Source organism: Acinetobacter sp. CE-15, assembly GCF_051059255.1.
Taxonomy (GTDB): Bacteria; Pseudomonadota; Gammaproteobacteria; order Pseudomonadales; family Moraxellaceae; genus Acinetobacter; species Acinetobacter guillouiae.
Genome location: NZ_CP192737.1, coordinates 998,676 through 1,011,726 on the forward strand (window position 1 = coordinate 998,676; position 13,051 = coordinate 1,011,726).

Annotated in this window: 13 protein-coding genes; 8 read left to right on the plus strand and 5 right to left on the minus strand. The window is 38.5% G+C overall.

Annotation, left to right across the window (positions count from 1 at the left end; all coding sequences use genetic code 11):
* Nucleotides 1-54: 54 nt before the first annotated feature.
* The gene (locus tag ACQ7EO_RS04805; protein ID WP_004717738.1) at nucleotides 55-471 is read left to right on the plus strand and encodes an outer membrane protein assembly factor BamE; all 417 of its coding nucleotides are present in this window, start codon (nucleotides 55-57) and stop codon (nucleotides 469-471) included.
* 174 nt (nucleotides 472-645) lie between these two features.
* On the opposite strand, the gene ACQ7EO_RS04810 is transcribed toward ACQ7EO_RS04805, so the two are convergent.
* Nucleotides 646-1,707 (minus strand): alpha/beta hydrolase, encoded by a 1,062-nt coding sequence (locus ACQ7EO_RS04810; protein ID WP_434279012.1) that lies wholly within the window; start codon nucleotides 1,705-1,707, stop codon nucleotides 646-648.
* A 440-nt stretch (nucleotides 1,708-2,147) separates the two neighbouring features.
* On the minus strand, nucleotides 2,148-2,957 hold the full coding sequence (locus ACQ7EO_RS04815; protein ID WP_056513343.1) for an IclR family transcriptional regulator domain-containing protein: 810 nt from the start codon (nucleotides 2,955-2,957) through the stop codon (nucleotides 2,148-2,150).
* Nucleotides 2,958-3,094: 137 nt separating this feature from the next.
* Here ACQ7EO_RS04815 and pobA point away from each other — a divergent pair, with 137 nt between their 5' ends.
* The 5 genes from pobA to ACQ7EO_RS04840 all read left to right on the plus strand — a co-directional run bounded on the left by pobA (nucleotide 3,095) and on the right by ACQ7EO_RS04840 (nucleotide 7,186).
* Nucleotides 3,095-4,327 carry a 4-hydroxybenzoate 3-monooxygenase gene (gene pobA, locus ACQ7EO_RS04820; RefSeq protein ID WP_434279013.1) on the plus strand — a complete coding sequence of 411 codons (1,233 nt, stop codon included), beginning with the start codon at nucleotides 3,095-3,097 and terminating at the stop codon, nucleotides 4,325-4,327.
* A 216-nt stretch (nucleotides 4,328-4,543) separates the two neighbouring features.
* Nucleotides 4,544-5,110: a hypothetical protein gene (locus ACQ7EO_RS04825; protein ID WP_434279014.1), complete on the plus strand. Its 567-nt coding sequence runs from the start codon at nucleotides 4,544-4,546 to the stop codon at nucleotides 5,108-5,110.
* Between the two features lie 129 nt (nucleotides 5,111-5,239).
* Nucleotides 5,240-5,698: a hypothetical protein gene (locus ACQ7EO_RS04830; RefSeq protein WP_434279015.1), complete on the plus strand. Its 459-nt coding sequence runs from the start codon at nucleotides 5,240-5,242 to the stop codon at nucleotides 5,696-5,698.
* Nucleotides 5,699-5,827: 129 nt separating this feature from the next.
* Nucleotides 5,828-6,292, plus strand: a complete 465-nt coding sequence (locus ACQ7EO_RS04835; protein WP_434279016.1) for a hypothetical protein — start codon at nucleotides 5,828-5,830, stop codon at nucleotides 6,290-6,292.
* 213 nt (nucleotides 6,293-6,505) lie between these two features.
* Nucleotides 6,506-7,186 (plus strand): GntR family transcriptional regulator, encoded by a 681-nt coding sequence (locus tag ACQ7EO_RS04840; RefSeq protein WP_434279017.1) that lies wholly within the window; start codon nucleotides 6,506-6,508, stop codon nucleotides 7,184-7,186.
* A 65-nt stretch (nucleotides 7,187-7,251) separates the two neighbouring features.
* Here the strand turns inward: ACQ7EO_RS04840 and ACQ7EO_RS04845 are convergent, their stop codons facing one another.
* Both ACQ7EO_RS04845 and ACQ7EO_RS04850 read right to left on the minus strand, forming a co-directional pair.
* On the minus strand, nucleotides 7,252-8,196 hold the full coding sequence (locus ACQ7EO_RS04845) for a PDR/VanB family oxidoreductase (RefSeq protein ID WP_434279018.1): 945 nt from the start codon (nucleotides 8,194-8,196) through the stop codon (nucleotides 7,252-7,254).
* Nucleotides 8,197-8,208: 12 nt separating this feature from the next.
* Nucleotides 8,209-9,285 (minus strand): Rieske 2Fe-2S domain-containing protein, encoded by a 1,077-nt coding sequence (locus ACQ7EO_RS04850; RefSeq protein WP_434279019.1) that lies wholly within the window; start codon nucleotides 9,283-9,285, stop codon nucleotides 8,209-8,211.
* Nucleotides 9,286-9,932: 647 nt separating this feature from the next.
* Between ACQ7EO_RS04850 and ACQ7EO_RS04855 the strand changes: the two genes are divergently transcribed.
* Both ACQ7EO_RS04855 and ACQ7EO_RS04860 read left to right on the plus strand, forming a co-directional pair.
* Nucleotides 9,933-11,279: an MFS transporter gene (locus ACQ7EO_RS04855; RefSeq protein ID WP_434279020.1), complete on the plus strand. Its 1,347-nt coding sequence runs from the start codon at nucleotides 9,933-9,935 to the stop codon at nucleotides 11,277-11,279.
* 32 nt (nucleotides 11,280-11,311) lie between these two features.
* Nucleotides 11,312-12,595 (plus strand): OprD family outer membrane porin, encoded by a 1,284-nt coding sequence (locus ACQ7EO_RS04860; RefSeq protein ID WP_434279021.1) that lies wholly within the window; start codon nucleotides 11,312-11,314, stop codon nucleotides 12,593-12,595.
* Nucleotides 12,596-12,728: 133 nt separating this feature from the next.
* On the opposite strand, the gene ACQ7EO_RS04865 is transcribed toward ACQ7EO_RS04860, so the two are convergent.
* Entirely contained in the window at nucleotides 12,729-13,028 is a 300-nt protein-coding gene (locus ACQ7EO_RS04865; protein ID WP_434279022.1) for a DUF1330 domain-containing protein, read from the minus strand.
* Between the last annotated feature and the right edge of the window lie 23 nt (nucleotides 13,029-13,051).

Genomic DNA, 13,051 nt, shown 5'->3' on the forward strand with positions numbered 1-13,051 from the left:
ACCATTTTTTGGATTCAAATTAACGAGAACAAGAATTTATGCGAGAGTCGACATATGAAAAATTTATTAATATTGAGTTTAATTGCCGTAACATTGAGTGCTTGTGCCACAGGAACCATTATTTCTAAAGAGGGTAAAACCGAGCAAGCGAAATGGCACAAGGTGGATGATGTCATTTTAAATAAAAAAGCGGGAACATTCCCAAATGTACAGAACTTGAATCAAGTCAGAGCAGGAATGACCAAAGATCAACTTTACGCGCTGATTGGTCGACCTCAATATGAGGATGGCTGGAGAGCTAGAGAATGGAATTATTTGTTCCATTTCACGACTGCAGACCGTACCAATGACACTATTACAACCTGTCAGTTTAAAATATTATTTGACCAAGAAAAGATCGCTAGAAGCTTTTACTGGAATCCGATACAGCCTAAAGATGGCCTCTGCCCTCCCTCTCTTGAATTAAAGTAACAATCAGTGTGTAGATGATTGAAGGCTTTAAAATTGTATACTTTAAGCATTTAATTTTTTGCGTGTAGAAAAATTCAATCTCAAACAACAGTGTGTAAAGAGAAAACCCACATCGATGTGAACACTTTAAATAAGCGGTCATATCGTTGTGGCACATTTAAATCATATACGTTTTTATGATGATGTTTTAACACGCCATTGAGGATAGATCGAAAGGATATACTCCTGAAATTGTTGTATTACTTTTGGATTGTTTGAACGTTTTAAATAGTCTAAAACACGATCTAAGTAAGCCTCACTGGGTTGTATCTCAAAGCCTAAATTTTGACTTAATTGAGCATAATGTTGTTTTATAAGATTGGGATTTTCTGGGATCGCTTTAACATTGACTCGCATACCTTCAAAAATATAACGCAAACCATCAAGATTACCTTTGATTGGTACAGTACCGTGATCTTCACCCTCATACTGGACATATTTATAGTTCAGTTGAGTAAAAGGCTGTTGACTTAAATATTGATTGAACTTTTTGATACCCTTGTAATGGTTGTCTAAACTGTCTGTATTTTCACTGGCACCAACTTGGGTTAAAAATAAAGTTTTATGCTGAAAATCTTGATTGTTCGCTTCCTTAAAACGTTTCAACATGATCTCATCATCCCACCAAATACTAGGGTCATGGACAATATAGGCTTGGATATTTTGTTGACCATTGAGCATATGATTGAGTGCGGTAATACCTCCGAAAGAATGACCAATCAATATATTTAACCCATTCGTACGATATTTTTTCTCAATATCAGGCATGAGCTCAGATTCTAAAAATTTAAAAAATGCGACATTTCCACCAGTTTCACCTTCAATTACACGTCCTTCATTAATTTCAGGCTTTTGCTTGGTTGGGGTTAAGTCTCGGGCACGCTCTGTATTGACGATCCCCACAACGACCATTTCAGGAATCGAGGGATAAGGTGACTTCGATAATTTCTCGACAATTCCTGTCAAATAATGAAAGTTAGTTTCGCTATCTAATAGATAAATCACAGGATATTTTTGCTTGGGATATTTGCCATATGTCGCAGGGAGATAGATCTGGATTGGTCTTTTTTCATTTAAAACTGAGGACACGAAGTTGTGTGTTTCCCCAATACGAATGGTGTTATCAGCAAAAGTAGGTATTGAGATTTGCATGATCAACACGCCTAGCGCCAAGTAGAGAGAAGTTTTCTTCAACATGAAAAATGACCTATTCGATAACAGTGATGTGATTCCCCCAATCGAGTAAACTTATTGATTGCTCAAGTATGGGTACGGATGATTTACAGAAAAAACAGAGATTAAATTCAGTTCAGGTTTCGTTGCTGGCTGTTAGTGCTTTTAGCAGAAACAGGTGTTTTGCAGCATCTGTTTGTATTTTTATAACTGACCAAAGTCATAGAGTTGAGTACACGATTTGCTATTGGCTGAATAAGAATAGATTGGATCATAAAATTGATTTTTATAAATATGCGAATAATAATTATTATCTTTTAAGCTGGTGGTAAAAATCAATATGGATCTTTATGTTTTATAAATTTATATTGTTTTGCGCTGTCATGAACAAGTTAAAGATTATGCGTTTAAAAAAATTAGCCTTTAAGCACTATGGCTCCAATCAAAATTTCTTCAACGTATTTTTAAACCATACTCCTTAACTCATAGGCTGTATTTCTCAGTAAAGGCAAAACTTGCTGAATCAGCTGTTCTTCAGTGACACGATGTGTTTGTGCAATACAGTTTAATGCAGCGACGGCTTTGCCTTGTGCATTTAATACTGGGACTGCAATGGCAATAACCCCTAATTCATGTTGTTCTTTTGATAGACAATAATCTTGTTTTTGAATTTCTGCCAATACTTGATAAAACTGGACTTCATCTTGAATGGTATAAGCGGTGAGGCGTTTCAAACTATATTTATTTACCCAGTGTTTTTGTTCTTCTAAATTTAATGCTGCCAATAAAACCTTGCCTGTTGAGGTTGCATGTGCAGGCAAACGATTGCCCAAATGCATCCCATACGGGCTGAGGCGTAAATTATCGTGTTGAGGTAAGTAGCTTCGCGCAATCGGAACGACTTCATGTTCATCTAAAACCACCAGCGAAAAAGTCAGGCTGGTTTGTGCGCTTAACAGATTGAGAATAGGTTGCACAACTTTAGGCAGATGAGCAGAGCTTAAATAGGAGCTCGATAAGCGTAATACTTTGTGAGTTAACCAAAAGTAGTGATCATCAGTTTCTAAATAACCTAAATATTTTAAAGTTCGTAAATATCTTCGTGCCGCTGTACGGCTCAATCCTGTGCGCTCTGCAATTTGAGTCGAATTGAGTTTTTGACGATCAACTCCAAAGGCTTCAAGCAAACTTAGTCCTTTGGCGAGTCCCGCGATGTAATCGTCTTGCTTAATGGTTTCACCTGAAACTTCGTTCTCAATTAAATCGTATCTCATCGTTCATCCATTCCCGATTATAATTTTATGGCCGATATACGGTCATTGTTGCCACTATACGGCGATTATCCAGTTTTCACCATATCAAAAAGAGATCAAAAAAATTAATTTAATGGTCAGGATATGGAGAAAATGTTATGGAAAATTTGACCACACAAGTGGCGATTATTGGTTCAGGCCCAGCTGGGCTATTGCTTGGACAACTGTTGTTTAAAGCAGGTATCTCCCACGTGATCATTGAGCAACGCAGTGCTGAATATGTAGCTGCACGTATTCGAGCAGGGATACTTGAACAAGTATCGGTAGATTTATTGAAGCAAGCGGGTGTGGATGAAAATCTAAACAAGTTTGGCTTAGCGCATGATGGTATTGAAATTTTAACCAATGGCTTAAAGCATCGTGTGGATTTATCTGAGTTAACTCAGGGTAAGCAAGTTACGGTTTACGGACAAACGGAAGTCACAAAAGATTTAATGCATGCACGTGAAGCGGCAGGTTTATGCACTTACTATGAAGCAGAGAATGTGCAAATTCATGATTTTGAGCAAAACCCGTATGTTAGCTTTCAGCAAAATGGTCAATCGTACCAGCTTAGATGTGATTTTATTGCAGGCTGTGATGGCTATCATGGGGTCTGTCGTGCAAGCGTGCCACAAGATAAAATCAAAACTTTTGAAAAGATTTATCCATTCGGTTGGTTAGGTGTGCTTGCAGATGTTCCACCTGTTTCAGATGAATTGATCTATGTGCAGTCAGAACGTGGTTTTGCTTTATGTAGTATGCGTTCAAAAACCCGTAGCCGATATTATTTACAAGTTCCTGTGACGGATCATGTTGATGAGTGGTCTGACGAACGATTTTGGGATGAGTTAAAAAATCGCCTTGATGACGAAAGTCGTGAAAATTTGGTTACAGGCACTTCTATTGAAAAAAGTATTGCACCTTTACGCAGTTTTGTGACAGAGCCAATGCGATTTGGGAAACTATTTTTAGCAGGAGATGCGGCACATATCGTTCCACCGACAGGGGCAAAGGGTTTAAATTTAGCTGCATCTGATATCGCTTATTTGTCAAATGCCTTAATTGAATTTTATCTCAATGGTTCAGAACAAGGCATCGAGGAATATTCTGAAAAATGCTTAAAACGTGTGTGGAAAGCAGAACGTTTTTCATGGTGGATGACGCATTTACTACATCGTTTTGAAACGGAAAGTGAGTTTGATCATAAAATTAAGCAGGCTGAATTGAGTTATATTTTAGATTCACATGCGGGTTTAACCACATTGGCTGAAAACTATGTGGGTTTACCTTATGAAATTAAAACATTTAATGAGGTTCAGGGGAGTCGTTCTGACTTGCTTAGTCATTAATTTTTGAAAAATAGAAAGTTACCTATTTTGAGCAAGGTTTTAAATCTTAATTAAATATAGGTGGCTTTCTTTTTCTTTTTTATACAAACAACCAAAGCATCATCCACAAAGTTGGTTTATTTAATTTAGGTAGTGGGCCTAACTGGTCATAGTAGAATAAGCCTTGTATCCTAGCTGGTATCCTTTGCATTTTATTGAACTCAAGGGGACGCCAAAATGAAAAGATCAAATATAACAAGAAAACCTTTACCCAGTAGCGTTTTAGTAAATCTTGAAGCTGAAGAAAAAGTGAATAAGCAGACTAGGTATCTAAAAAAACTGGAGAATCTGCTATTTCTCGTCTTGGTTGGCATATTAACATCTGGATGTTCTGAAAAGATGTTTCAACCACCGCCACCTGATTTTTTAGAATGGATTGCTCCAAATAGCAGCATTGTTGATGTTAAGAAAAAGCTGCTTGAGTGTGGTATGCCTGAACCCTCTGGTAAGAGTCCTGAATATCAGCAACTTGGCAGGAATGCACAAGTATCAATTTCGCTTTGCATGGTACATGCGGGCTTTAGTGACAAGGACGAATATCCATTATGCAAATATGAAAAGGATAGAGTTTTACCCGTTTGCGCTTCTGGGGCAGAAATACCTACTCCTGATATTAACAGAAGATTGAATAGCCACTATTGCAGAACAAAATCGAATTATCAATATTGCAAACAAAACGCACGATTTCCTGAATTGTGCGATAAAAATGATTATGTAAACCCACGCCCAGAATGTCTTCCTTAAAGCATGCTGTTATGAGTATTCGCTATTAAAATTAAAATGGTTAAGATACTTAATACTTTCTTGTGATTACGTGGTTGAGTACGGATGGGGGAAGACAGGGATAATTAAAATTAAGGGAAGGACTGCTTAATGAGAAATCTACTTTTTCTAGCTTTGGCCAGCATATTGGTATCTGGATGTTCTGAAAAGATGTTTCAACCACCGCCACCATCATTTAAGGCATGGTCGAAACAAGGTGTAGAGCTTATTGAGGTAAAAAAGAAACTGCTGGAATGTGGTTTTGACACTCCATCAGGCTTTTTGAGCTCTCGAACCTATGATGATCTAGCGTTTGCTTCATTTTGCATGGAGGCTGCAGGCTATAAGGCGCTAGGTGGACCTGCCAGATGGTGCCATAATCATCCGGACAAGAATTTAGCAGCGTGTGCTCCAGAGGCAGAAATACCCACTCCTGATATTAACAGAAGATTGAATAGCCACTATTGCAAAACAAGCACGAATTACCAATATTGTAAGCTGAATGCACGGCATCCAGATGCTTGTGATCTGGAAGACTATAATAATCCACGCCCAGAATGTCTTCCTTAAAGCATGCTGTTATGAATATTGGCGATTAAAATTAAAATAGTTAGGAGACTTAACACTTTCTTATAATTACGTGGTTTAGTACGGATGGGGGAAGACAGGGATAATTAAAATTAAAGGAAGGACAGCTTAATGAGAAATCTATTTTTTCTAGCCTCGATTGGCCTATTAACATCTGGATGTTCTGAAAAGATGTTTCAACCACCACCACCTGATTTTTTAGAATGGATTGCTCCAAACAGTAGTATTGTTGATGTTAAGAAAAAGCTACTTGAGTGTGGTATGCCTGAACCCTCTGGGAAGAGTCGCGCATATCAGCAACTTGATAGGAATGCGCAGGTATCAATTTCGCTTTGCATGGTACATGCGGGCTTTCGTGACAAGGACGAATATCCATTATGTAAATACGAAAAAGATAGAGTTTTACCCGTTTGCGCTTCTGGGGCAGAAATACCCACTCCTGATATTCACAGGAGATTAAATAGTGAATATTGCAAAACAAGCACGAATTACCAATATTGTAAGCTGAATGCACGACATCCAGATGCTTGTGATCTGGAAGACTATAATCATCCACGCCCAGAATGTCTTCCTTAAAGCAGGATATCAGCATGATCAAATAAGTAGACTTTTGGCCTCATCTAGTGGCTGTGAGATAAAGAATGGACATATTTGTGGACATCAAATGCCAAAAATTGATCAGGCTTTTTTGAAGCTTCAAACCAAATAGATTCAAATCGAAAATTTGTTTTCATTTTATAGATGAACTTGTTAGCATCAAAGGGTATTTTTGATAGCGTGTGACAGTGAATGTCTTCAGGTCAACAAGTTTTAATTAAACTTAGAAAAATGATTATTGCTGGGGAGCTAGAGGGCGGTGCCAGAGTGGCAGAGATCCCAACGGCTGAGTTGCTTGGGGTGTCCAGACAGCCTGTGCGTATAGCATTTCGTTTGCTTGAGCAAGAAGGCTTGCTGATTAAAAATCCGACTCGAGGTTATACGGTTCGAGAAATTTCAGAAAAATTGATCAATGATGCACTTGAAGTGCGTGGCATCCTTGAAGGACTGGCTGCTAAAACCATTGCAGAACAAGGTTTGACGGAAGAACAGAAAAAAACACTACAAAATTGCATTGTCGAAACTGAAAAACTTTTTGATGGAAAAACTGAGTTTGGTGATCATGAGCTGGAACGTTATCATCACTTTAATGTGATTTTTCACGATACCATTATTCAAGGCGCGCAAAATGTTGCATTGATCCAAGCCTTAGCCAAAAACAATCAATTGCCCATGGCCTCGGCCCAAGCCATTACCTATGACCAAACTCAAGCACTTTCAGAATATCGTCGCTTACATTATGCCCATCTACAACACTGTTCAATTTACGATGCTTTAATGCATAGACAAGCTGGGCGTGCTGAAACATTGATGCGGGAACATAGTAGTGTTGTGGTTTTGGGCGAGACCTTAAGAAACGTGTTGTCTCAATAAAACCGAAAAGAAATATCAACAGACCCTAAGCAGCTCTTTTAATCGAATCAAAGGGCTGTTTTTCATTAGAATTCAATCAGCAAATTTGTAGATTTTGCTCGAGAACAGCAGGGGGTAAACTGGTTATTTAATGCATGTTCTTCGTCAGTCATAAATACATCACGGTGATCTGGAATTCCTGCAAGCACACGCGTGATACAGGTTCCGCAAATACCTTGTTCACAAGAAACAGGGACATCAAAACCATTTTCAATTAAGGCTTGGGTTGCTGTTTGATGAGGCTGTACTTCGATTCGACGGTCACTGCCTTTGATTTCAATGGTAAAAGCCGCATTGTTAGATGCCCCTGACTTTTGTGCGACAAAGTGTTCTTGATGTAGCTGCTCTGTCTGCCAGCCCATGTGTTGAGCTGACTCCATCACAAATGCCATAAAACCTGCTGGCCCACAAACATATAAATGTCTATCGGATGCGTTCTGCTCCAAGACGGACGACATATCACATTGAGTTTCTGGTTGATCTTGAATATGAAAATGAATCTGACCTGTAAAGTGTTCGGTTAAATTTCCATAGAAAGCAATCATTTCATGACTACGTACAAAATAATGCAGCTCAAATGGGATCCGCTGAGCTTTAAGTCGATATGCCATTGAAAGAATCGGGGTAATGCCGATACCGCCTGCAAATAAGATTGCCTTTTGGGTATGAGGATGAATTTCAAATAAGTTACGTGGTGCGCCAATACGTAATTGATCACCTTCACGGTACTCGGTATGCATGCAACGAGAACCCCCTCTGGAATGCTCATCATGCAAAACACCAATCACATAACGATGTTTTTCACTACAACAGTTTGAAAGTGAGTATTGGCGTGTTAAGCCATTTTTGAGATGTACATCAATATGCGCGCCTGCCTCAAAGCTTGGAAGGGCAGAACCATTGCTTGAAATCAATTCAAAGGCTCGAATTGATGGAGTAAGCTGGTGAATTTTACCAATAATAACGTCCATGTGTATTCTCCTTTAAATCACCCGAATATTTGGAAACTTATGTTTTGTTGTTTCAGGCGTGAGCGTACTTTCTTGTGCCAGTAATCGCTCAATCACTTTACGTGACTGTACGCCACCAGCATCGATATTTAGCATCAGTAACTGGCGATGGGGATTTCGTAAAATATTTTGTTGCTGTTGTTCCAGCATTTCTAAATCTTCGGTAAAGATTTTGCCTTGACCTTCGCGGATGAGATCAGTGAGGGTCGGGTTATCTTGTTGGAAATTACGTGCCATTCCCCAAAAATACCAATGTGAGGTTTCTGTTTCAGGGCTAATAAAATCAACCACGATCGATGACACTTTTTTATCTTTAGGGGCATGATATCCGCCATGACCAGCATGAGCGACACCCACTTCAATATGTACATTACTTGGTGCAACGAAGTGGCAGCGTTGCCAACGATCTACGGCAACATCATCTGCTAAGTTATTACAACGAAGTGCCATTTGCCAAAATGGGGGAGCGATGACATTTTCGATATAACGTTCAGTAATGACATGGTCACTATCGACCTTGGTGACAGGAAGGGCTTCATCAATTTCTTTTTGCCCAATACTGCTCGAATGGACATAGGTTTCATGGGTCAAATCCATAAGGTTGTCAACCATCAAACGATAATCACAATGGATATGGAATAAACCACCGCCATAGCTCCACTCAGGATGATCTGCCCATTCTAGTGTTGGGAGTTTGGACTCATCAGCCAAAGTTTGATCTCCAGGCCAAACCCAAATAAAGCCAAACTTTTCTATGGCTGCATAGGCTTTATTGCAGGGGAAACCGTTTACACGTTGAGCTGGCATAGAAATGGTTTTTCCCTCGCATCCCATGACTAAACCATGATAACCACAAACTAAATTGCCATCTTCTACATAGCCTAATGATAATGGGGCGCCACGATGTGGACAAAAATCTTCAACAGCAGCGACTTTATTTTCTTTGCCGCGATAGAAAACAATTTTTTCACCACAGATGGTGCGACCAAGCGGCTTGTCTTGGATATCTTCAGGATAGCAAGCAACATACCATGCATTTTTTATAAACATTTGTGATGACTCCTTATCACTTGTTGGATCCAATTTATATCAACGCAAGTAAACGGTCAATCGATAAAATGATCATTTTTGATCATTGAAGTCTTTGATTTAGGCTCGTTTGTTTTGTGTTTATCGGTATTTTACTGTTTTTATTTAAAAAATATCTCTACGATATTTATGTGGTTATTTGTGCTTTTATTTATATTCTGGATCCAATTTGTATTTTTGTTGAATACCTATCACGTTGCGAAAACTGGAATATTTAAAAATAAGGGGGTGGGCTTTTTTAATATCCTGAATAAGGTCACTGACTTAGAAGAGGTTAAATGAACCAAATGGATCCATTTTAGTGTAATTTTCAAATATGTATATTCGTTTTTAATTCTTTTAATTTAAATATATTGAGTTAAATCATGTGTTTTATAGGTTTTAATCTAACTTTGTAAATATTTTTTAATAATACTATTGATTTTTTGGATCCAATTAATCAAGATGAAATAGAGCAGGACGCTCCAAAAAAATATTCTTGTTCAAAAACGAGTTTTAAAAATTAAATTATTCCTCTAGGTAATTATGGATACGGATATGCATAACCACCCAACGACGCAGCACAGCAATGTCGTGTGTATATCCTATCCAGATTGGGAGATACACAAATGGAAAGAGATGTGCTTGGTGAGATAAGTCAAAATAAGATGAGCCGCTATCAATGGTTTGTGATTTTGATTTGTGTTTTCCTCAATATTATTGATGGTTTTGATGTCATGGTCATGGCATTTACTGCACCTTCAGTTTCAGCGGATTGGTCGCTTTCTGGTGCTCAAATCGGTTTGTTATTAAGTGCTGGTCTATTTGGTATGGCTGCTGGTTCGATTTTTCTGGCACCACTTGCCGATAAAATTGGTCGCCGTTTACTGATCTTAATTTGTTTGGTGATTGCTGGAATCAGCATGCTGGCATGTGCTTTTGTCAATAGTCATAGCATGTTGGCCATGCTTCGTTTTGTCACAGGGATTGGGGTTGGCGGTATTCTTGCCAGTAGCAATGTTTTGGCCAGTGAATATGCCAATACGCGCTGGAGAAGTTTTGCGGTAAGTTTAATGTCTACAGGATATGGGATTGGTGCCACACTTGGTGGGATATTGTCACTGACACTGATTGAACATTTAGGCTGGCGCTCGATTTTCCTTGCAGGTGGGATCACAACCATTGCAATGCTGTTGGTGAGTATATGGTTATTGCCTGAGTCCTTAGATTATTTGTTGGCAAAAAGACCACAACAAGCGCTAGCGCGAATGAACTCAGTATTACAGCGTATGGACTTAAATCATCTAGATGCCTTACCTGATTATGCAAAAAGTGATGCAAAGGGTGGCGGAGATTTTGCCAAATTATTTGGTGGGCAGCAGGGCTTTCAAACATTGTGTCTATGGGGTGCTTTCTTTCTCGTAATGTTTGGCTTCTATTTTGTAATGAGTTGGACACCGAAAATTTTAATTTCAATGGGAATGTCGGCTGAACAAGGGGTTACCACAGGTATTTTAATTAGTATTGGCGGGATCTTTGGTGCAGCAATTATTGGTTTGCTAGCATCCCGTATCAAAATCTTCTATGCCTTAAGTCTATTTCTAGGACTAACTGCCGCATGTGTGTTTTTATTCGTGGCTGTCTCGGCCCAAGTGAGCGTGGCATTGATTGTTGGCCTATTACTTGGAACGCTGATTAATGGCTGTATTGCAGGTTTATATTCTATTTCACCTACAATTTACGACGCCGATATTCGTAGCCGTGGCGTAGGCTATGCCATCGGTTTTGGACGTATTGGTGCCATTTTATCGCCAACAATTGCAGGCGTTTTTTTAGATAAAGGTTTAGCGCCAGCCACACTTTATGCATATTACGGGGTGGTATTTATTTTGGCAATTGTGCTTATTTTAATGTTGGGTAATGCATTTTATCGACATAAAAATGAAGCAGCCTATACGCTTAAAACAACAACTTAATCCTCTAAAAATTGAATAGTTGAGATAAAAAAATGAAAAAAACATCCTTGTGGGTGTGGGTATACTTTTGCCCATTATTTAGTGCCCTGGCGCATGCCGATTTAGTGACAGACAGTAGTGCAGAGCTAACGCTTAGAAATTTTTACTTTGACCGAGACTATAAACAAGATCCATATCCTTATACTGCTGCGCGCGATTGGGCACAAGGTATTATCTTTAATGGTCAATCGGGCTATACCGATGGAACAGTTGGTTTTGGTGTTGATGTATTGGCAATGGCTGGATTTAACTTAATTGGAGATCGAGCCGATGACTATGCACGGAGTAACTTATTACCTGTAAATGCAGATAATTCACGAGATGATTATTATGGGAAAATAGGGCTGACTGGCAAAGCAAAATTTAAGAAAAATGAGCTTTTTGTGGGAGATTTGGTTCCACGATTGCCCACGATTTTTTCTTCACCTGCGCGTTTGTTCCCTCAAACTTATCGAGGTGCTCGGTTTGTTTCCAATGAAATTCCAAAGTTACAATTGGAAGGTTTTTACGTAGACCAAGTGCGACAGCGTGATTCGATTCATTATAGTGATGTCGGTACGGACAATATCAATCGCCGTTTTGATCAATCAGCAACAACAGATTACTTCTATAGTTTTGGTGGCGCTTATCAACTCAATGATGCATATCGAATCCGTGCTTATCATGCTGAACTGCATGATATCTACCAACAGCAATTTTTAGGTTTCAATGGTAAACAGCCTTTAAATGAACAGTTAACTTTTTTAAGTGATGTACGATTTTTCAATAGTCAGGAGGCAGGTAGACAAAAAATCGGTCATGTAGATAATCAGCATTTAAGTGGATTATTTGGCTTAAATTATCAAAACCATACCCTGTCTTTGGGTTATATGCAGGCCTTTGGTTCGACAGGCTTACCATTTTTATCGGGAACAGAAAGTCCAGTGGTGCTTGATTTTATGAGCTCGGATTATTCCAATAAAGACGAGAAAGTCTATTCACTGCGTTATGAATATGATTTTAAAAATGTAAAATTAGCTGATATTTCTCTCAATGGACTGCGTTTTATGACCCGCTATGCCAAAGGGCAAGATATTGATTTACTTAGTTATGGCGATAAACGTTTTAAAGAAGAATCGATGGAGCTAGATTTAGCTTATAAAATCCCAGAAGGGAAGTTAAAAGGTTTAGGCATGCGAGCACGTTTTTCTTATTACCGAAATGATATGCCAACCAATATGGTCTTTCATTCAGCCAATGAAACTCGTTTAAATATAGATTATAGCTTTAAGTTCTAAGGGTTCTGTATTACAAAACGGTTCTTTGATTTAAAGAACCGTTTTAAAATTCAGTTTAATGGTGAAGAGTGTGGGTTTAACTAAATTGTGATGAAAAGTATTTTATTAGTTCTAATACATTCATTTTTGGTCTTTATAAATCCAGCAAGTTTAAACTTTCAACAATACTAATCATGACATCGGCACAATCTTGACGAGCAAACCTTGCTTTAGCGTATTCTTCTGAATGATAACAAGCTTGTGCTGTTTCTAAATCAGCAAATTCAATAATGACATGGCGTTCATAAGATTTTCCTTCCATGCAAATAGAATTTCCACCTCTTGCAAGAAATTTTGCATTATATTTTTCAAACGCTAAGGGGGCTAAAGCCATGTATTGTTTATATTGTTCTAAATTATGAATCGTTACGTGCGCAATCCAGTATGCAGACATGGCTTTAATCCTTTAATTTCTTA

What these genes read in the sequence shown, in the direction of transcription:
- ACQ7EO_RS04805 (WP_004717738.1), top strand. Translation starts at nt 55, where the DNA reads ATGAAAAATTTATTAATATTGAGTTTAATTGCCGTAACATTGAGTGCT.
- ACQ7EO_RS04810 (WP_434279012.1), bottom strand. Translation starts at nt 1,707, where the DNA reads ATGTTGAAGAAAACTTCTCTCTACTTGGCGCTAGGCGTGTTGATCATG.
- ACQ7EO_RS04815 (WP_056513343.1), bottom strand. Translation starts at nt 2,957, where the DNA reads ATGAGATACGATTTAATTGAGAACGAAGTTTCAGGTGAAACCATTAAG.
- pobA (WP_434279013.1), top strand. Translation starts at nt 3,095, where the DNA reads ATGGAAAATTTGACCACACAAGTGGCGATTATTGGTTCAGGCCCAGCT.
- ACQ7EO_RS04825 (WP_434279014.1), top strand. Translation starts at nt 4,544, where the DNA reads ATGAAAAGATCAAATATAACAAGAAAACCTTTACCCAGTAGCGTTTTA.
- ACQ7EO_RS04830 (WP_434279015.1), top strand. Translation starts at nt 5,240, where the DNA reads ATGAGAAATCTACTTTTTCTAGCTTTGGCCAGCATATTGGTATCTGGA.
- ACQ7EO_RS04835 (WP_434279016.1), top strand. Translation starts at nt 5,828, where the DNA reads ATGAGAAATCTATTTTTTCTAGCCTCGATTGGCCTATTAACATCTGGA.
- ACQ7EO_RS04840 (WP_434279017.1), top strand. Translation starts at nt 6,506, where the DNA reads ATGTCTTCAGGTCAACAAGTTTTAATTAAACTTAGAAAAATGATTATT.
- ACQ7EO_RS04845 (WP_434279018.1), bottom strand. Translation starts at nt 8,196, where the DNA reads ATGGACGTTATTATTGGTAAAATTCACCAGCTTACTCCATCAATTCGA.
- ACQ7EO_RS04850 (WP_434279019.1), bottom strand. Translation starts at nt 9,285, where the DNA reads ATGTTTATAAAAAATGCATGGTATGTTGCTTGCTATCCTGAAGATATC.
- ACQ7EO_RS04855 (WP_434279020.1), top strand. Translation starts at nt 9,933, where the DNA reads ATGGAAAGAGATGTGCTTGGTGAGATAAGTCAAAATAAGATGAGCCGC.
- ACQ7EO_RS04860 (WP_434279021.1), top strand. Translation starts at nt 11,312, where the DNA reads ATGAAAAAAACATCCTTGTGGGTGTGGGTATACTTTTGCCCATTATTT.
- ACQ7EO_RS04865 (WP_434279022.1), bottom strand. Translation starts at nt 13,028, where the DNA reads ATGTCTGCATACTGGATTGCGCACGTAACGATTCATAATTTAGAACAA.